We start from the raw sequence: 17,833 nt of genomic DNA on the forward strand, positions 1-17,833 counted from the left end.
CCCCCCCCGCGGATGAATCGCAGGGGGAAGCGCCCAGCCCCCAGGGGTCATCCCGCAGTACCCCCGAGCCGCTCGTCCACCTTCAGGAGGTGCAGCCAGCACCACCCCTACAACCTGAGGCGGACTCGTCTTCGGGACCTACGGCCGATGAGCCGGAGGCGCCCTCGCTCATAGCGTGGAGCCATGACCACACCCGTCTGCACCAGCGCTTCGAAGGCCGCCACGCCGGCGACGCAGACCTTTCCGTACCCCTCGTTCTCGTCGTACGTGAAGGCCCGCCAGCCGGTGCTGCTGCGTACCGCCCGGTCGCTGACCGCGAACCCGTGCGACGCGGAGGACCTGCTGCAGACCGCGCTGACCAAGACATACGTCGCGTGGGAACGCATCGAGGACCATCGTGCGCTGGACGGCTATGTCCGCCGGGCGCTGCTGAACACGCGGACGTCGCAGTGGCGCAAGCGCAAGGTCGACGAGTTCGCGTGCGACGAGCTGCCCGAGCCGGAGCCGGTGGCCACCGCCGACGACCCGGCCGAGCAGCAGGCGCTGCACGACGCGATGTGGCGGGCGATCACGAAGCTGCCCGCCCGGCAGCGGGCGATGGTCGTCCTCAGGTACTACGAGGACCTCAGCGAGGTACAGACGGCCGAGGTGCTCGGGGTGTCGGTGGGCACGGTGAAGTCGGCGGTGTCCCGGGCGCTGGGCAAGCTGCGCGAAGACCCCGAGCTGGTGCTGGTCCGGTAGTGCCGGACCGGTACCGTCTTCACACATCGACCGCAACGTGACCTGATCGATCACTCTTCCCTAGTGACATACCGCGCGGTATGCGCGCAGACTTTGCGCAGCCCTTACCACCGCCTAGGCAATGTCGCCCCGGGAGGACACCGTGCTGAGCACGATGCAGGACGTACCGCTGCTGATCTCGAGAATCCTGACCCACGGATCGACGATCCACGGCACCTCGCAGGTGATCACATGGACCGGTGAGGAGGCGCCGCACCGGCGCTCCTTCGCCGAGATCGGCGACCGAGCGGCCCAGCTGGCACACGCGCTGCGGGAGGACCTCGCGGTCGCGGGCGACGACCGGGTGGCGACGCTTGCCTGGAACAACGCCGAGCATGTCGAGGCCTACTTCGCGATCCCCTCCATGGGCGCGGTCCTGCACACCCTCAACCTGCGCCTCCCTCCCGAGCAGCTGGCGTGGATCGTGAACCACGCGGCCGACCGGGTCGTGATCGCCAACGGCTCGCTGCTGCCCCTGCTCGCCCCGCTGCTCCCGCACCTCAAGACGGTGGAGCACGTGGTGGTGTCGGGTCCGGGCGACCGTTCGCTGCTCGCGGGCGCCGGCACCGTCCAGGTGCACGAGTACGAGGAGCTCATCGCCGGGAAGCCGACCACGTACGACTGGCCGGAGCTGGACGAGCGCCAGGCCGCCGCGATGTGCTACACCTCCGGCACCACGGGTGACCCCAAGGGCGTGGTGTACAGCCACCGTTCGATCTACCTGCACTCCATGCAGGTCAACATGGCCCAGTCGATGGGTCTGACGGACGAGGACACCTCGCTCGTCGTGGTCCCGCAGTTCCACGTCAACGCGTGGGGCCTGCCGCACGCGACCTTCATGACCGGCGTGAACATGCTGATGCCGGACCGCTTCCTCCAGCCGGCCCCGCTCGCCGAGATGATCGAGACCCAGAAGCCGACGCACGCGGCCGCCGTGCCCACCATCTGGCAGGGCCTGCTCGCCGAGCTGACCGCCAAGCCGCGTGACGTCTCCTCCCTCACGCAGGTCACCATCGGCGGCTCGGCCTGCCCGCCCTCGCTGATGGAGGCCTTCGACAAGCTCGGCATGCGCGTCTGCCACGCCTGGGGCATGACGGAGACGTCGCCGCTCGGCACGGTCGCCCGCCCGCCGGCCGACGCCGTCGGCACGGACGCGGAGTTCGCGTACCGCCTGACCCAGGGCCGTTTCCCGACGAGTGTCGAGGCCCGCCTCACCGGCCCCGGCGGCGAACGCCTCGCCTGGGACGGCGAGTCGGCCGGCGAACTGGAGGTCCGCGGTCCCTGGATCGCCGGCGCCTATTACAACGGCGTCGGTGCCGAACCGCTGCGCCCCGCCGACAAGTTCAGCGAGGACGGCTGGCTCAAGACCGGCGACGTCGGCACCATCAGCGCGGACGGCTTCCTCACCCTCACCGACCGCGCCAAGGACGTCATCAAGTCCGGCGGCGAGTGGATCTCCTCGGTGGAGCTGGAGAACGCGCTGATGTCCCACCCGGACGTCGCCGAGGCGGCCGTGGTCGCCGTCCCCGACGACAAGTGGGGCGAGCGCCCACTGGCCACGGTCGTCCTCAAGGAGGGCTCCACCGCCGACTTCGAGACCCTGCGCGCCTTCCTCGCCGACGAGGGCCACATCGCCAAGTGGCAGCTCCCGGAGCGCTGGTCGATCGTCGAGGCGGTGCCGAAGACGAGCGTGGGCAAGTTCGACAAGAAGGTGCTGCGCAGGCGGTACGCGGAGGGGGAGCTGGACGTCACCAACCTGTCCGGTCAGCACAGCTAGCGGGGGATACGGCGGGCAGGGCACCCAAGAGCGCCCTGCCCGCCGTACACCGACACCGACTTCACCGTCGTACGGCGGTCGTGGCCCACCCCAATACCAGCCACACCCCCGCCACCGCGCACACCCCGTCCCACCCGAAGTGGGTGAACGCCGAGCCGGCCAGGGCCGAGGCGATGGCGCCGCCGGCGAAGCCGGCCACGACGTAGGCGGTGTTGGCGGTGGCCGGGGTGGAGGTGGTGGTGAGGGCGAGGGTCTGGTTGGCGACGTGGGAGGCGACCAGGGCCGCGTGGACGGCGATCGCGGCCACGAAGAGCGCCCACAGCACGTGCCCGCCCAGCCAGAACAGCGGCACGGACGCGGCGGCGAGGAGATACGCGGACCGTACGACCTTGGCGGCGCCGAAGCGGTCGACGAAGCCGCCGGCCAGCGGCGCGACCACGCTCGCGGCCAGCCCGAAGAGGCCGAAGAGGCCGGCTGTCGCGGTGGTGAGGCCGTAGCCCGTCGCGTCCTCGGCCGTCAGCAGCAGCGCGAGCGAGGTCCACAGGGCGCTCCAGGCGCCGTACATCCCGGCCTGGCGCACGCACGCGCGCCACAGGTCGGGCGAGCGGCGGACGACGGACGGCAGGGCGGCGAGGCCGGAGAACAGGGAGCCGGTGCGGGCGGCACGGTGCTCGACGGGCAGGGCGTACGCGGTCAGCAGGCCCAGCGCGGCCGTCAGTACCGCCGCGCCCACGAACACCGCCCGCCAGCCGAAGGCCTGCCCGGCCAGGCCGCCGAGGACGCGGGCCGCGACGATGCCGGTGAACAGCCCGGCTATGACGGCCGCGACATGGCGGGCGCGCCGGTCGGCGGGCGCGCGCTGGGCGACCAGCGGGACGAGGTGCTGCGGGACGACGGTCGCGGCGGAGGCGATGAGGACGGCCGCGGCGAGTGCGGTGGTCCCGGCGGACATCGCGCCGACGACCAGTGCCGCGGCCGTGACGAGCGAGAGGACGGCGACCAGGCGGCGCCGGTTGACGGTGTCGCCGAGCGGGGCGAAGAGGAGCAGGCCGGCGGCGTAGCCGAACTGCGCGACCGAGGCGACCCAGGCCACGGCGGAGGGGGTCGAGCCGAAGTCGCGGGCGATGAGCGGGAGCAGCGGGGCCGCGAGGTAGATGTTGGCGGCGGTGACCGCGGTGGCCAGGGCGATCAGGGGGAGAAGGAAGCGGGCGGCGATACCACCCGGCTCCCGGGTCGGGGTGCGGGCCTGCTGGGCGGTGACTGCTGTCGGCATGGCGGGGACGTACTCCTCGGATTTCTTGGAGCCAGCTCTAGCAACTAACTGGTTGGTTGGAACGTCCAACAGTGTGACCCTCGCCCGAATTTCCTGTCAACCAACCAGTTGGTTATAAAGGCCGCGTCCGGCGGTACCCTGCCCTCATGGCAGTCAGAGACGCCGAGGCCACCAAGGCCCGGATCTACGAAGCGGCGGTAGCCGAGTTCGCTCGCCATGGCATCGCGGGCGCCCGCATCGACCGTATCGCCGCCGAGGCCAAGGCCAACAAACAGCTGATCTACGCCTACTTCGGCAACAAGGCGGAGCTGTTCACCCAGGTCCTCGGCACGCGCATGGTCGACCTCGCCGCCGCGGTCCCCGTCGACCCGGACGACATCGAGGGCTGGGTCGACCGGCTGCTCGACTACCACGCCACCCACCCCGAACTGCTGCGCCTCCTCTTCTGGGAGGGCATCGAGTACGGCACCGCCGAGCTGCCCGACGAGGCCGAGCGCCAGGACCACTACACGCGCAAGGTCGCCGCCATCGAGGACGGCCAGGCCCGGGGCGTCATCACCGACGCGTTCCCGCCCCGCGACCTGCTGTTCCTGCTGACCGCCCTGGCCAACTGGGCCGCCGCCGTCCCGCAGATGCGCCGCATCCTCACGGGCCCGGAGGAAGCCGACCGAGCCCGCCTGCGCGCCTCGATCAAGGAGGCGGCGCGAAGGCTGATCGCACCCTGATCGCACCCTAGGCGCGGACTGGTCGGTCGGTTGGTCGCTCGGCTGGTCGGTCGGCTAGTTGGTCCCGATCCGGGCCAGCAGATCCACGATGCGCGCCTGCACCTCGCTGCTGGTGGACCGCTCGGCGAGGAAGAGGACCGTCTCCCCGGACGCCAGCCGCGGCAGGTCCGCCTGGTCGACGGCGGCCGTGTAGACGACCAGCGGGGTGCGGTTGAGCTGCCCGTTCGCGCGCAGCCAGTCCACGATGCCGGCCCGGCGCTTGTGCACCTGCATCAGGTCCATCACGACCAGGTTCGGCCGCAGCTGCCCGGCCAGCGTCACCGCGTCGGCGTCACTCGCGGCCCGCGCCACCTGCATCCCGCGCCGCTCCAGCGTCGCGGTCAGCGCGAGCGCGATCTCCGCGTGCTCCTCGATCAGCAGCACCCGCGGCGGATGCTGCTCGGTGTCGCGCGGCGCGAGCGCCTTCAGCAGTACGGCGGGATCGGCCCCGTACGCGGCCTCCCGCGACGCCTGCCCGAGCCCGGCCGTCACAAGGACCGGCACCTCCGCGGCCACGGCGGCCTGCCGCAGCGACTGCAGCGCGGTCCGCGTGATCGGCCCGGTCAGCGGGTCGACGAACAGCGCGGCGGGGAAGGCCGCGATCTGCGCGTCGACCTCCTCGCGCGAGTGCACGATGACCGGCCGGTACCCGCGATCGCTCAGCGCCTGCTGCGTGGTCACGTCCGGCGCGGGCCATACGAGCAGCCGCCGCGGGTTGTCGAGCGGCTCCGGCGGCAGCTCGTCGTCCATCGGCTGCGGACGCGGGGTGTCCGCGATCTCGACGGCCCCGCCGGGACCGTCCAGCGGCTCGGGCCCCTCGGCAGCGTTCTCGTCGGGCGCCCCTATGGCGTACGACCGCCCGGTGCCCTCGGTCATCTGCGCGAGCCGCGACTGCCCGGCGAGCGAGGGCTGGGGCGCGGGCTGCGACGGCGACTGCGGTTGCGTGTTCGGCCGGGGCGGTACGGCGGGCTGCTCGGCCGACGGGTGCGGCCGTGCCGCCTGCTCGGGTGCCGTGGCCGTAGCCGTGGCGGGGTCGGGCCGCGTACCGAGCTTCCGGCGCCTGCCGGAACCGCCCGGCTGGTTCGGGGGAGGCGTGGCCGACGGCAGCGGACCGGCGCCGCCCGCCGAGGGCTGCTGCACCTGCAGGGCCTGCCGATTGAACGGCACACCCTGCCCCAAGGTCCGCACGCTGATCGCCCTGCCCTGTGTGGAGTTGGGGTCCACGGGGGGCGGGGATGCGGGTGCGGAGGCGGGTGCTGAGGCGGCTTCGGCGGGGAGCGGTTGGGCGGCACGGGGGGGTGCGGCGGGGGCGGGCGCGGTCGTGCCGGTTGCGTTGGCGGTGGGGGCAGTGGGGGCGGTGCCGGTGGCTCCGGTCACTCCGGTTGCCTCGGGAGGGAGGGGGGTGCCGGGGGCCGGGGTGCCTGGGTGGGGCTGCGGGTTCTGCGGGTTCTGCGGGGTTGCCGGGTTGGGGGGTACGGCGGTGGCGGCGCCGTTCGGCGGTACGGGCATGCCGGCGCCGGTGCTGTCGTCGGCGGCGGGCCACGGCTGGGGGGCGGGGGCGCCCTGGGCGGCGGTTGCCTCGGCCGGGAGGGGCTGGCCGAGGGCGGGCTGGGCCGGGTTGGGCACGGGGTGGCCGGGTGCGGCTTGGGCGGGCGCCGCCGGGCCGGGCTGTGCGGGCTGCGCGGCCGGAGTGGTGGTCGGCCGACCGTGCGCTGCGGCCTGCGGCGGGACGGGGGCGCCGGGCTGGACGGGCACGCCGGGATGCTGCCCCGGCTGCATCATCTGACCGGGCGGCACCGGCGGCACTGGCGGCACCGGCTGTCCTGCCGCGCCGCCCTGGGCGACCGTGCCTGCCTGGGCCGCATGGGCCTGAGGCACACCGGCTGCCGGGACCGGTGCTCCCTGCGCCGGAACCTCCTGAACGGGAACCCCGGTCGGCTCCGCCTCCGCGCCCTGGCCGACGGCCCGTCGGCGACGCCCCGTCGGCACGCTCGTGGGATGCGGCTGCGGAGGAGTGTGGTCATCGGCCTGGCTGTGCGGCACGGCATCGTGCCGACCGTCGTCGACGAGGGCGTCACCGGGACCACCCTGGCCGGGAACCTGAGCGTGTCCAGTAGCGGGAACACCCGGAACACCAGGAACACCTGGAGCCCCAGGAACGACCCCTGGCACCTGCCCCTGAACCTGAGGCTGACCCGGCACCTGACCCGGCACCTGACCTGGTACAGCCCCAGCCGCCCCCGCCGCCCCAGCCGCTCCCGCAGTCTCGGCCGCCCGGTCCGCGTCCGCAGGCGGCAGGGCGAACACCGCACGGGGTCCGGCCTCCTGCGCCGCGGCCCGCTCCGACGCGGCGGCCAGCGCACGCCGGCGCCGCCCGGTCGGCTGCCCACCGTTCTCGACATCGCCGGCACCGTCGGCACCCTCGGCATGCGCGACGGGCCCCGCGTCGGCCCCCTGCGCCTGCGCCGCACCACCGGAGGCCAACGCGGGCAACCCCGCCGGCAACGCGTGCTGTTCGCCACCTCCGCGCAGGGCAAGCTGCCCCTCGGGCGCGGGCACACCCTGCGGCGGTACGGTCCCGCCCAGCCCGGTCCCCACGGCGGCGGTCCCGGCCGCATGCTCGGCGGCCGTGACGACGGCCCCCTCCGCGACACCGGCGACCGAGCCCCCGAGCACACCCTCAACCGCACCCTCAACCGCACCGGCGGCGACCGCACCCTCGGCCGTCACCTCGGCAGGCCGCCCCCGTCGCCGCCCCGTACCACCGCCGGAACCCTCCCCGGCGTCACCCGAAGCCTGGGCCGGAACCGGCGCGATCTCCTGGGCGGGCGCCCCCGCGGCCCGCCGCCTGCGCCGCCCGGTCGGCGCCGAGGCCTCACCGTCGGGACCGTCGGGGGCGTCGCCGGGCACCTCGCTGTCCAGGAAGGCGTCCGTCGTGGCCCGCCGGGCCCGCCGCCGACCGCCACCGGTGGCCTGCTCGGGCAGTACGGCCTCCGCGGGAGCCGCCTCGATCGCGGCCGGACCGGGAGCCGCGACGGCCCCGGCCCCACCGCCGAGCGGCACTTCGAGGACGTACGCACTGCCGCTCATGCCCGGCACCTCGTGCGTCTGCAGCACGCCGCCGTGGGCGCGCACGATGCCCCGCACGATCGGCTCGTGCACCGGGTCTCCCCCGGCGTACGGCCCGCGCACCTCGATCCGTACGACCTCACCGCGCTGCGCCGCCGCGACGACGACCGTGTTGTCCATGTAACCGCCCGCCGAGACGGGCGAGTTGCCGGTGGCGTCGACGCCGGCGACGTCCGCGACGAGGTGCGCGAGTGCCGTGGCGAGGAGCCGGGCGTCGACCTCGGCCTCGATGGGCGGCGCGTGCACGGCGAACTGCACGCGGCCGGGCCCGATGAGCTCCACGGCCCCGTCGACACCTGCCGCGACGACGGCGTCGAGCATCACCTTCATACGAGTGATGCTGTCCGCCCCGGTGTCGAGCCGCTGGTAGCCGAGGACGTTGTCGATGAGCGTGGTGATCCGCGAGTAGCCGGCCGAGAGGTGATGCAGGACCTGGTTCGCCTCGGGCCACAGCTGCCCGGCGTCGTCGGCGGCGAGCGCGGCCAGCTCGCGGCGCAGCTCGTCGAGGGGCCCGCGCAGTGACCGCGCGAGCAGGGTGAGGAGCTGCTCGTGGCGTCCGGCGAGGGCCTCGAACCGGTCCTTCTCCCGCTCCCCGAGGGCGGCGTACCGCTCCTCGCCGGCGGCGAGCTCCTCGGCGTGCTGCTCCTGGATCTCCTCCAGTTCGGTCACGTGCTTCTGGCGCAGCGCGGTGAGCTCGGAGGCGTGCTCCTCGGAGAGGCGCTCCAGCTCCTCCTCGTACCGCTTCTCGGCGGCGGCCTTCTCGTCGGCGAGCGCGTCGTACGGCCGCCGGTCGGTGAAGGTCAGCACGGCGCCGACGAGCTGGTCGCCGTCGCGGACGGGCGCGGTCGTCAGGTCGACCGGGAGCTTCTCGCCCTTCTTCGACCACACCACCTGCCCGCGCACCCGGTGCTTGCGCCCCGAGCGCAGGGTGTCGGCGAGCGGCGACTCCTCGTACGGGAAGGGCGTGCCGTCGACCCGGGAGTGCAGCACGAGGTCGTGCAGCTGACGTCCGCCGAGGTCACTGGCCCGGTATCCCAGTATCTGGGCGGCGGCCGGATTGACGAGGACGATCCGTCCGTCGGTGTCCGTGCCCACGACGCCCTCGGACGCGGCCCGCAGGATCATCTCGGTCTGCCGCTGCGACCGGGCCAGCTCGGCCTCGGTGTCCACGGTTCCGGTCAGGTCCCGTACGACGAGCATCAGCAGTTCGTCGCCGCCGTAGCTGTAGCTGTCGTAGGCCTGCTGGCCGTTCTCCAGATTCGCGCTGGTGACCTCGACCGGGAACTCGGTCCCGTCGGTCCGCCGGGCGATCATCCGGGTCGGCTTGGTCCGCCCGCGCGGGTCCATGTGGTCGGGCCGCCGCATGGAGCCGGGGATCAGCTTGGAGTCGAACTGCGGCAGCAGATCGAGCAGCCCGCGCCCGACCAGCGCGGTCCCCGGCGCCTCGAAGGCCTCGAGCGCGATGGTGTTCGCGTTGACGACGGTCCCATTGGCGTTGACCAGCACCAACGCATCGGGAAGCGCGTCGAGTATGGCTGCGAGGCGAGCAGCGCCTCGGGATGGCCTGCTGCTCACGAGACGCTTCCTCCCTGTTACCGCACCTTGCCGACCGCTCGGGCCATCTTGCCAACCGGCCCGCGACGTGTCACGCGAGGGAGTCTAAGGGCAGCGGTTGCGCTCGCGACGCCGGATGAGAGGGAGGTCGCACGACGAAGTGACGTAGAACGTGTGACCCCATCCGCGACGAGGTGCTTGTCCTCCCACTTCGGCTGCGCTTCGACCGCGCTCCGGTTCCGCGAGACGTACACGGGACTTTTACGGAGCCGGGGCGTCCGCCATGAAAACGCGGTGGCCCCCGACTGGGCCCTATCCAGCGCTGCCGCCGACCTCTGGCAGCAACGGCACGAACCGATCCCACCGCCCGATCTCACACCCGTTGCTGCGGTCGAACCGCGCGTCGACGGGCCGCCCGGCCCAGGTCCCGGTGACATGAGCGGTGGCCGGCCCGCCGTACTGCATGGTGCAGACGCTGTCCCCGGGCACGGGAGCGAACGCGTCCTTCCCCCACCGCGTGTTCCGCTCGACGGCGGCACACGCCCGACCGGCATCGGGATGGCTCCCCCCGCCGGGATGACAGTCCACCTCGTACGTCCCGTCCGCCTCACCGGCGTTCCGCACGGTCACGGTGAGATGGTCGCCGCCCGTCGCCGGGGGCGCGAGGGAGGGGAGGGAAGAGAGGGAAGGGAGAGGGGAACCGGAGGCGGCGGCAGCGGGCACCGCGGACAGGGAGACGACGGAGCCGACGCCGACGAGGAGTGGGGCGAACCGCGTGAACCGGCCGAGCCGGGTGACCTGCAACATGACCTGACTAACGCCCCGCACCCCAGGACGTTGCGCCCCACGGCCACCACCACTTTCGACGGCTTACGACTTTGCCCTGCGGCCCGCCCGCCTAGTACCGTGGGAGGCGATTGGTGACACCCCGCTCGACTGTGTCATCATCTGCACGCACCACTCGCGCTCGCGCGGGCGGTTGTGCTGGAGGCGTCGCCTAGTCCGGTCTATGGCGCCGCACTGCTAATGCGGTTTGGGACTTCAATCCCATCGAGGGTTCAAATCCCTCCGCCTCCGCACCTGATCACGAAGCCCCGGTCGACAAGGCCGGGGCTTCGTCGTCCCCATGTCGTTCCCACGTCGTTCCGGCATCGCTCACGAACCCGCTCTGAGGGCCGTTTTCGCAGGTCACAAGCGGTATGGCAAACGGATTTCACATGGCGGCGGCAGTCATGTAATGTTCTTCCTGTCGCCGCGAGCGGGCCGGAAGGGCCGAAGCGGCGGGAAGCAAAACAAGCACTCGTAGCTTAACGGATAGAGCATCTGACTACGGATCAGAAGGTTGCAGGTTCGAATCCTGCCGAGTGCACAGGTCAGGGCCCCGTGTGATACGGGGCCCTGCTTCGTTTTCTCACAATTTCTCACGGGCGCTCGGTATGGACCCCCTCAGCCGAGCAGTTCGCCGAGCTTGTCCGAACCAGCCTTCAGGGCCTGTGGATCACTGTGGACGTAGATCCGTTTCGTGAAGCCGAGGTCTGCGTGTCCGGCCCATGCGCTCACGACGACATCGGGGACACCGTTGTTCGCCATCCAGGACAGGCAGGCGTGCCGAGCGTCGTACAACCGGACCTTGCGAACCTCCGCGGTCTCCATCGCCTTGTACGCGCGGCGACGCAGCCAATCCGTCTTGACCGCACGGCCCAGCTCGTCGCACGCCACTCGTCCGGACGCGTGCCAGCCTTCACCGGCCGCCAGCTGCTCCGCGATCTGACGCTTGTGGAAAGCCTTCAGCGCCTTGTGGACGATCTCCGGCAGCGGTAGCCCACGCTCGCCTGATCCTGACTTCGCGTCCTTCTCGACCACCACCCCGGCAACCAGGGTGCGCGTGGTCTCAATCTTCAGGGTGCCGGCCTTCAGGTCGACGTCGACCCAGCGCAGGCCGGCAACCTCAGCGGGTCGGAGCCCGATCAGCGACAGGAGCCATACCGCGTACAGCCGATCCGTGGCGACGTGGCCGAGGAACTGCTGAACCTCGGACAGGGTCCACGGGATGTACGTCTTCTTCTTGGCCTTGGCCTCCTTGCGGGCAGCCCGCGGGATGGTGACGTGCTCGGCCACGTTCCGGGCCACCAGCTGGCGGCGCACTCCGAGGTTGAGCGCGGCCCGTAGGCGTCCCAGGGTGAGGCTCACGGTCCGCTCGCCGACGCCGGTTCCCGGCTTGCCACCGCGGCGGCGGGCGCTCGTCAGCATCCAGTCGATCAGGCTCTCGACGTCGTCCTCGGTGAGCTCCTGGAGCCGCTTCCCGCCGAGGTGCGTTTGCACGTACAGCATGGCGTCCTCGTAAGAGCGCTTGGTAGCTGCCTCAACGTCTCGCGTCGCGGACTTCAGCCACGCCTCGACCAGGTAGTTCACGGTCAGCTTGTTGGGCGCCACGAAGGTGCCGGCGGCCCGCTGGGAGATGATCCGGGCGCGCTCTTCCTTGACTTCCGTCTTGGTGTCCTTGGTGATGGTGATCTGTTTCCTGTGTCCGTCCGCGTCACGGCCGGCGTCGACGACCGCCCGGTATCGGACCTTGCCGTTCTTCAGCGTGATCTTCTTGATCCCGTCTGACATTGCTGGTTCCTCTCTGCTGTCGCACCTCACTGGCACGATGGCGGCATGAAGCTTCTTACGGCGACCGGCCGCACGCAGGGCGACCGAGACAACGACTTCACGTTCTGCGTCGAGGGCGAACTCGTCATGGTCACACCGTTCGTGTGCGAGACCGACCGACGCGATCCTGACGGGGGCTGCGGTTGCGGCCGTGCCTTCGTAGGACTCAACAGCGGCAAGGCCACCACCACGGCCCTGGTGTCAGACCTCGACTTCACCCCGGAGGACGCGGCCGAGGCGATCCGCTCCGCCCTACAGCGGTCCCGGCTCGTCAGTGCCGACGAGATCCCCGGCATCATCGAGGACGTCCTCGAGCTGGCCGGCGAATTCCCCGTGGGGACGGTCATCGAGCAGCGCCTCGGAGACGTCCGCTCCCGCATCTAGCCGGTACGGCGGCTGCGACCGGTGGTGTACCGGCGTCTTGGCCACCGCGTCCGGGTACGGAGGCTTCCAGCCCGATGCGATCGGGCGCATGCCTGTGTACGGGATCGGGTCCGGCAACGGCCGCTCCGGGGGCAGCAACACGCGATCGCCGGCCAGCCACGCATCCTTGGCTTCCTGCCAGTCGTGCATGGCGAGGTACCACTCGACGTAGTACGGATCTGGGTGGTCTGCCGGGGCTGGCGGTCGCCACTCCCGCCAGTCGAACCGGTTCAGACAGTCGGGCATCTGGGCAGCGCTCCGGCGTCGGCGTCGGCTCACGACGGCCACCGCACCTCGGACGTGCCGAACGTCAGACGCACCCACGCGATCGGAGGCCGCGGCGTACCGAATGTGTCGCGGCCGTCGACGTAGCGGCGCACCTTATGGTCGCGCAACCAATCCCGGCGCTCTGACAGGTACGCCCGCCATATCGCCATCGCCGCGCCCAAGGTGTCGTCCGGCCGCTCCTCGAGGTGTTCCTCCGCCAGCTGCCGGTACCGGTCCGGCTGCATCTCCGAGACGTGCAACGGCATCTCGTCCAGCGCGGGCCTGCGCCGCGGTCGGCTCACGACGCGTCACCCTGGTTCGGCCACATCGGGCGTACCGGCGCCAGCGCGCGCGCCCCGTGATGCCGGGCGATCGCAGCCTTACGGCCGCGCTGGGATGCCGTCAGCCGTTCCTCGCCGTCCTCGGCCGGCCTGGTCGCCCCCAGCTGCCGCAGGACTCGCGAGAGCGCCAGACGATGGCCGCGGATCTCGCGGATGAGCGGGTTGGCGACCGGCTGGCCACGCGAACCCTTCGACAACATCTCCGAGTTGGCCAGGAGCACGCCCATCTCGTCGAGCTCGTCGGCCAGGCGGCAGGCTTCCTCCAGCAACATCAGCTCGTCCGGGTCCATTTCGAGGTCTGCGAGCGTGTCCGTCCACAGCCTCAGACCCCGTTCCCCGAGGCCGTCAGGGGCCTGCGGAGGGGTGTTCTCGTCATCTGCCACGATCGGCCTCCCTGGTAAATCCAACGTTTCTGCGATGCAGCGACAGGCAGGTGCTATACCGTCCCGATCCGCACGGCGTGCCGGTGGGGCCTAACCCCCCAGGGTGGTTGGTCCTGGTTTGGGGTGCGGTCCGGCCGGCTGGCGGTCTGCTGACCGGCCGGACCGCGGGTTGGCGCTGGCTGAGCGCTTGCAGTCGCCCCTGGAGGATTGGACTGCTCGTCAGCCATAGGTTCGCGGCGTGTTGGTGGCTTGCCACTCGCGCGATGCCCTTGACGCCTGCTCATGGTCAGCCTCGCAGTGCCGTTGCTACTGCCTGCTTGGCTGCCTGGTGTGAGAGTCCTGATCCCATGATGATCTGGACTGCGTCGTGCCATCGGTCCATGACGTTCTGCCTTGCCTCGACTTCACCTGGTGTCGCCAGCTGCAAGGTGAAGTGAGGTGAGCGTGCGAGGTACAGCCATCGTGAGACTGGCTGCTGTCGGAGGTCTCGCCACTCGCGCAGTGCTGGTCCGACCTGGTCTCGCAGCTTGTGGCCGAACACGTCGTCGTTGCTGGGTTCTGAGATCTCAGCGACTGCGTACAGCTCTGCGTCACGTCCGAGATCCTGTCCGACTGCTCGCGCCATGATCTGCCGATCGCTGACGAGTTGGTCGAGCTTGACCGCTGCTGCCGATGCTGTCTCCCACGGTGCGCTCACTGCGGGGTCACGCAGGTCGAGGTGCTGGGGGTCGAGCAGGGCGGGGAGCTTCTTCTCCTGCTTGGCCAGCACCTTGACGAGGGCGAGGAAGTCGGGCTGCAGGGCGAGGATCCAGCTGGGTACCTGCTCGGCGACGAGCTGGTTGTAGCGGCGGGCGATCGGCTCGCGCCAGTCGCCGGCCACGGCCCGGTGTGCTTCCGCGATCCGGTGGGCGTGGGCGCGCTCCTCGATCATCGCCCGGAGTTCGTCGGCGGTAGCGGGTACGTCCTCACGCTTGGGCCGCTCGTCGGCACGCATGTGTGAGGCGTCCATGACGACCTGCCACATTGCGGCCGTGTCGTCGATCTCTGACGGTACGGGGAGTTTCCGGCGTCGGGCCGCGTTGACGGCTGCCTGCGCCTTCCCGGTGTCGTGGTCGAAGGTGATCACGCTGCCTCCGGTGCATCGTTGCCGTACACGGTCAGATCAGAGTCAGCGAGCGCGGTGACCTGGTGGACGCTCATCCGTCCGAGCTCGGACGGGACGTCGGGGGTGATGTAGCTGGTGTCGTCGTAGGTGCCGGGCTCGCGGAGGCCGCGGAGTTCCTGAAGGTTGGCGGCGTAGCCGGGGGTGGCTTCGGCGTGCGTCTCCACCAGGGGCCGCCACGCGTCGCCGAGGATGGGCATCGCGGCCTGGTCGGCGGCCCACGAGCCGAGGGCGCGCATCATGTCGCGGTCCCCGTCACGCTGGGCTCGCTTGTACGCGGCGAGCGCTTCGTCGGGGTGCGTGTACGTGGCGGCCCGCTCCCGTGCGTCACGGGCCGACAGAGCATCCGTACCGGACAGTTCCCGGTTACCGAACAGTCGCTTCTCCAGCTGGGTGCGCCGCTCCTCGTACCGCTGTCGGTCGGCCTGCCGGACAGCTTCCAGCTTGGAGGATGCGGCCGTGTGTGCGCGGGCCATGGCGACCTGCTTGGCCTGCGCGGTGAGATCTTCGCGGGCGCGGATCTTCTCGATCTGCCGGTTGTAGGACTCGCGGATCTGATCGGGGGTCATGACGCCTCCTTGGCGTACTTGTCACGGTGGGCTCGGGTGCCGCGCTTGGGGCTGCAGGTGGCGCAGACGCTGCGGTTTCCGGAGTACTGGCGGCAATGGCGGCATGTACGGCCGCTTCTCTTCTTGTCCTGCTTGCGGCTCACTCGGCCTCCTGACTTGGCGAATTAAGCGAAGTTGATGAAACAAGGGGGCTGACCTGCTGTTTCTCCTCTTTTCGCCCTGCGAAAGAAGGCGAAACAAGGGGCCTCTTTTCGCCTTCTTTCGCAGGGGTGAAATTGGCGAAGTGCCTGGTCACGGGACTCTTTTCATCAACTTCGCTCATTTCGCAGACTCCGAGAAGGTGAGCACCTTGGCCGCGGCGCCCTGGGTCGGTCGCTCCGTCATGGCGTAGCCGGGCATGGCGAGCAGCTTCTTGACCAACTCGTCTTTCTCCGCGGCCTTCACGTGGTTGCCGAACAGGCGGGTCATCTGCGTCTTGGTCAGCCCGTCCGGTCCGGCATCCCGGACCGCCTGGATCAGCTTGTCGAGACGGATGTCGCCGGTCCCGGATCCGACGAGCAGATGCCGGGCGGACGCCTGCGAGTAGAGGACCAGGGCGTGCCCTGCACGGAGGTCGTCCTCCTCGATCTGGTGACGGCCGTCGAGCAGTGCGTAGAGCATGGCCACGCGCTGGCAGTACGAGGCTGCTCGGGCGGTGAACTCTGCGACCGGTCCGGCTTGGCTGTCGTCTGTCAGAGCCTCGTACAGCTCCTCGATGTACAGCTTGTTGGCTGCCGCGCTGAACTGCACCTGTCCCAGCTGCCGGGCGGCTTCAATCTTCTTGAGGAGGGCCGCCCCGAACTCCTCGACGACCTTCTCGTCGGCTCCCATCGGGTAGGGCAGCATCAGATTGCGGTGCGAGTAGAACGGCATGAACCGGTTGTAGGTGCCGCCGGCCATCTCGGAGTCCTGCAGCTTGGCCCTGAACTCGCGCGGGGTGATGTGCGCGACGATCGCCACGTGCGGGTCTGTGGCCTTCAGCTTGCTCCGGTTCATGACTGACAGGTGGTCGCCGTCCCATGCCTGCCGGAGCATCCCGGCCAGGCTGTTGCCCTCCCGCTTGCTGCGGGCCATGGTCACCGCGTACTCGGACTCGACGACCAGGCGGCGCTTGTCGTCCGGCCGCGGACGGTCCGCCGATCCGGTGTCGTCCTCGTCGTCGGGGTCGCGCAGCTCCTCGAGCAGACCCTCCCCGGAGGACAGTCCTCCGACGATGTTCTGCGTGGCGAAGATGGCGTCAGCCGATCTGATGACGCGCATCGCAGTGCTCTTGGACGACCCCTTACGGCCCGTGCTGGTGTTGCCGTAGATGAGCGGCCACAGCAAGACGGGGTGCCGGTCGTCACCGATCCGAACGTGCGGCTTCCGGCCGATCATCGCCCCGCCCGCGGCGAGCAACGTGACCAGGATCGCCACGGGGTCCGCCTCGGTCGTCTTCTCCAGTTCCGTGACGACGCCGCCTACGAAACCGTGGAACACGAGCTCGTCGGGCGTCGGCCCTTCCCGCTCGGGCCGCGGCTTTCCGTCCGGCTGTACGCCGTCGTACATCGTCACGCCGACACCCCCGCCCCGCGGCCGGCTGACGCGATGGTGCGCCGTGCCTCCGCATCGTTCAGGCCGATCTGGAGAGCCGCCGAGATCAGCTCAGCCTCGACGTCACAGGCGGCGAGATGTCCGACTCCCACATGAGCCCACGCCTTCGAGGCGGCCCAGTACAGCTTCGAGTTCCGCTCGCCCTGGGGGGCGTTGAGGACGACGTTCACGAGCCCATCGAGGGTCCGCCCCGCAGCGTCCGGCGCGGTGGTGATCCGACGCTGGGGGCGGGCGACGGGGGCCGGAGGCAGCATCAGGGCGAGCAGCTGTTCCGGTACCGGCTGAGGGTCGACGTACCCGACCTTGGGGTGAAAGCCGTACTCCCCGGTCCGGCCGGTCGAGCCGGGACCGACGACGTACCCGCCCGTCCCGCGCACGTCGATGCCGGGACCGAGGCGACCGACCGAGTTGGGCACGGTCACGCCCTCCGGGACGGTGAGCCAGAGATGGAAGCCACCGGACGGGGTGCAGATGGTCACGGTCTGCGGAACGTCGAAGCCGTGCTCACGGGCGAGCCGGTTGAGCGTGGCGACCCCGTCGACCCCGTTCTTCCTGTCGAGATCCAACCCGACCATGCGTCCGCTGCAGGCGATGCCGTACCCGTCCGCGTGCGGGGCGAGCAGGAACAGACGTCGGACATTGGCCGCGTCGGTGGTGGCGTCGTACACGCCGTGACCGGGCTGGCCGCAGTCCCCCTTGCAGCTGTGCCCCTTCTCGTGGGGCGACCGGATCGCCGGGAGCTTGTTCCGGGTGGGGAAGACCCCCAAGCCTTGTCCACGCGCCTGCTGGGCGTTGTCGTAAGCGCACTGCCAGGCAGCCTCACGGGCCTGCTCGCGCGCTCGGGTCCATGCGCTCATGAGGTCACCGCCGAGACGCGCAGCTGCACGACGTAGACGGCCCCGCAGGGCGCGTTTTTGAGGACGGACCGCACGAGCGGGAGCGGCGCCCGATGCAAGTGCGGATGCCCGCAACCCGGGCACTTTTCGACCTTGACCTGTCGGTGCCACTTACGTGAGCGGGAGCGGTAGGTGTCGAGTCGACCCTGTACCCGGGGCGGGTCGCCTTGTGCCAAGATGGCAGCGGACTTACCGCCCGCCGCGGAGTCTTCCTGAGAAGGGCCTGTGTCG

14 protein-coding genes and 2 tRNA genes are annotated in these 17,833 nt (G+C 70.8%); 6 read left to right on the top strand and 10 right to left on the bottom strand.

Going from position 1 to position 17,833, the window contains the following annotated elements:
- The first annotated feature begins 183 nt into the window (after nucleotides 1–183).
- Together OG252_RS26245 and OG252_RS26250 are read left to right on the top strand one after the other, a co-directional pair.
- On the top strand, nucleotides 184–741 hold the full coding sequence (locus OG252_RS26245; protein ID WP_329339117.1) for a SigE family RNA polymerase sigma factor: 558 nt from the start codon (nucleotides 184–186) through the stop codon (nucleotides 739–741).
- A gap of 121 nt (nucleotides 742–862) precedes the next feature.
- Nucleotides 863–2,557, top strand: coding sequence for a long-chain fatty acid--CoA ligase (locus OG252_RS26250; protein ID WP_329339119.1), 1,695 nt, complete (start codon nucleotides 863–865; stop codon nucleotides 2,555–2,557).
- A gap of 61 nt (nucleotides 2,558–2,618) precedes the next feature.
- Here the strand turns inward: OG252_RS26250 and OG252_RS26255 are convergent, their stop codons facing one another.
- Entirely contained in the window at nucleotides 2,619–3,830 is a 1,212-nt protein-coding gene (locus OG252_RS26255) for an MFS transporter (protein WP_329339121.1), read from the bottom strand.
- Nucleotides 3,831–3,976: 146 nt separating this feature from the next.
- Between OG252_RS26255 and OG252_RS26260 the strand changes: the two genes are divergently transcribed.
- Complete coding sequence (locus OG252_RS26260; RefSeq protein ID WP_266436826.1) at nucleotides 3,977–4,555, top strand: TetR family transcriptional regulator; 579 nt, start codon at nucleotides 3,977–3,979, stop codon at nucleotides 4,553–4,555.
- Nucleotides 4,556–4,609: 54 nt separating this feature from the next.
- Here OG252_RS26260 and OG252_RS26265 read toward each other — a convergent pair whose 3' ends face one another.
- Together OG252_RS26265 and OG252_RS26270 are read right to left on the bottom strand one after the other, a co-directional pair.
- On the bottom strand, nucleotides 4,610–9,298 hold the full coding sequence (locus OG252_RS26265; RefSeq protein ID WP_329339124.1) for a PAS domain-containing protein: 4,689 nt from the start codon (nucleotides 9,296–9,298) through the stop codon (nucleotides 4,610–4,612).
- A 291-nt stretch (nucleotides 9,299–9,589) separates the two neighbouring features.
- On the bottom strand, nucleotides 9,590–10,084 hold the full coding sequence (locus OG252_RS26270) for an SSI family serine proteinase inhibitor (RefSeq protein WP_266436829.1): 495 nt from the start codon (nucleotides 10,082–10,084) through the stop codon (nucleotides 9,590–9,592).
- A gap of 179 nt (nucleotides 10,085–10,263) precedes the next feature.
- On the opposite strand from OG252_RS26270, the gene OG252_RS26275 reads away from it, so the two are divergent.
- Both OG252_RS26275 and OG252_RS26280 read left to right on the top strand, forming a co-directional pair.
- A tRNA-Ser gene (locus OG252_RS26275) sits at nucleotides 10,264–10,354 on the top strand.
- A gap of 219 nt (nucleotides 10,355–10,573) precedes the next feature.
- Nucleotides 10,574–10,646, top strand: a tRNA-Arg gene (locus OG252_RS26280).
- Nucleotides 10,647–10,723: 77 nt separating this feature from the next.
- On the opposite strand, the gene OG252_RS26285 is transcribed toward OG252_RS26280, so the two are convergent.
- A complete protein-coding gene (locus tag OG252_RS26285) occupies nucleotides 10,724–11,890 on the bottom strand; it encodes a tyrosine-type recombinase/integrase (protein WP_329339126.1) in 1,167 nt (388 codons plus the stop codon).
- A 45-nt stretch (nucleotides 11,891–11,935) separates the two neighbouring features.
- Between OG252_RS26285 and OG252_RS26290 the strand changes: the two genes are divergently transcribed.
- The gene (locus OG252_RS26290; protein ID WP_329339128.1) at nucleotides 11,936–12,313 is read left to right on the top strand and encodes a DUF7715 family protein; all 378 of its coding nucleotides are present in this window, start codon (nucleotides 11,936–11,938) and stop codon (nucleotides 12,311–12,313) included.
- A gap of 314 nt (nucleotides 12,314–12,627) precedes the next feature.
- On the opposite strand, the gene OG252_RS26295 is transcribed toward OG252_RS26290, so the two are convergent.
- From OG252_RS26295 to OG252_RS26320, 6 genes are all read right to left on the bottom strand, one after another.
- Nucleotides 12,628–12,921 (bottom strand): hypothetical protein, encoded by a 294-nt coding sequence (locus OG252_RS26295; protein WP_329339130.1) that lies wholly within the window; start codon nucleotides 12,919–12,921, stop codon nucleotides 12,628–12,630.
- Nucleotides 12,918–13,343 carry a hypothetical protein gene (locus OG252_RS26300; RefSeq protein WP_329339132.1) on the bottom strand — a complete coding sequence of 142 codons (426 nt, stop codon included), beginning with the start codon at nucleotides 13,341–13,343 and terminating at the stop codon, nucleotides 12,918–12,920. Before OG252_RS26300 ends, OG252_RS26295 begins: the two co-directional genes overlap by 4 nt.
- A 286-nt stretch (nucleotides 13,344–13,629) precedes the next feature.
- Nucleotides 13,630–14,469 (bottom strand): hypothetical protein, encoded by an 840-nt coding sequence (locus tag OG252_RS26305; protein WP_329339134.1) that lies wholly within the window; start codon nucleotides 14,467–14,469, stop codon nucleotides 13,630–13,632.
- A complete protein-coding gene (locus OG252_RS26310; RefSeq protein WP_329339136.1) occupies nucleotides 14,466–15,074 on the bottom strand; it encodes a hypothetical protein in 609 nt (202 codons plus the stop codon). Before OG252_RS26310 ends, OG252_RS26305 begins: the two co-directional genes overlap by 4 nt.
- A gap of 318 nt (nucleotides 15,075–15,392) precedes the next feature.
- On the bottom strand, nucleotides 15,393–16,661 hold the full coding sequence (locus OG252_RS26315; protein WP_443068504.1) for a DUF3987 domain-containing protein: 1,269 nt from the start codon (nucleotides 16,659–16,661) through the stop codon (nucleotides 15,393–15,395).
- A 2-nt stretch (nucleotides 16,662–16,663) separates the two neighbouring features.
- Nucleotides 16,664–17,563, bottom strand: a complete 900-nt coding sequence (locus tag OG252_RS26320) for a bifunctional DNA primase/polymerase (RefSeq protein ID WP_329339139.1) — start codon at nucleotides 17,561–17,563, stop codon at nucleotides 16,664–16,666.
- Nucleotides 17,564–17,833 lie beyond the last annotated feature (270 nt).

The organism is Streptomyces sp. NBC_01352 (assembly GCF_036237295.1).
GTDB lineage: Bacteria > Actinomycetota > Actinomycetes > Streptomycetales > Streptomycetaceae > Streptomyces > Streptomyces plumbiresistens.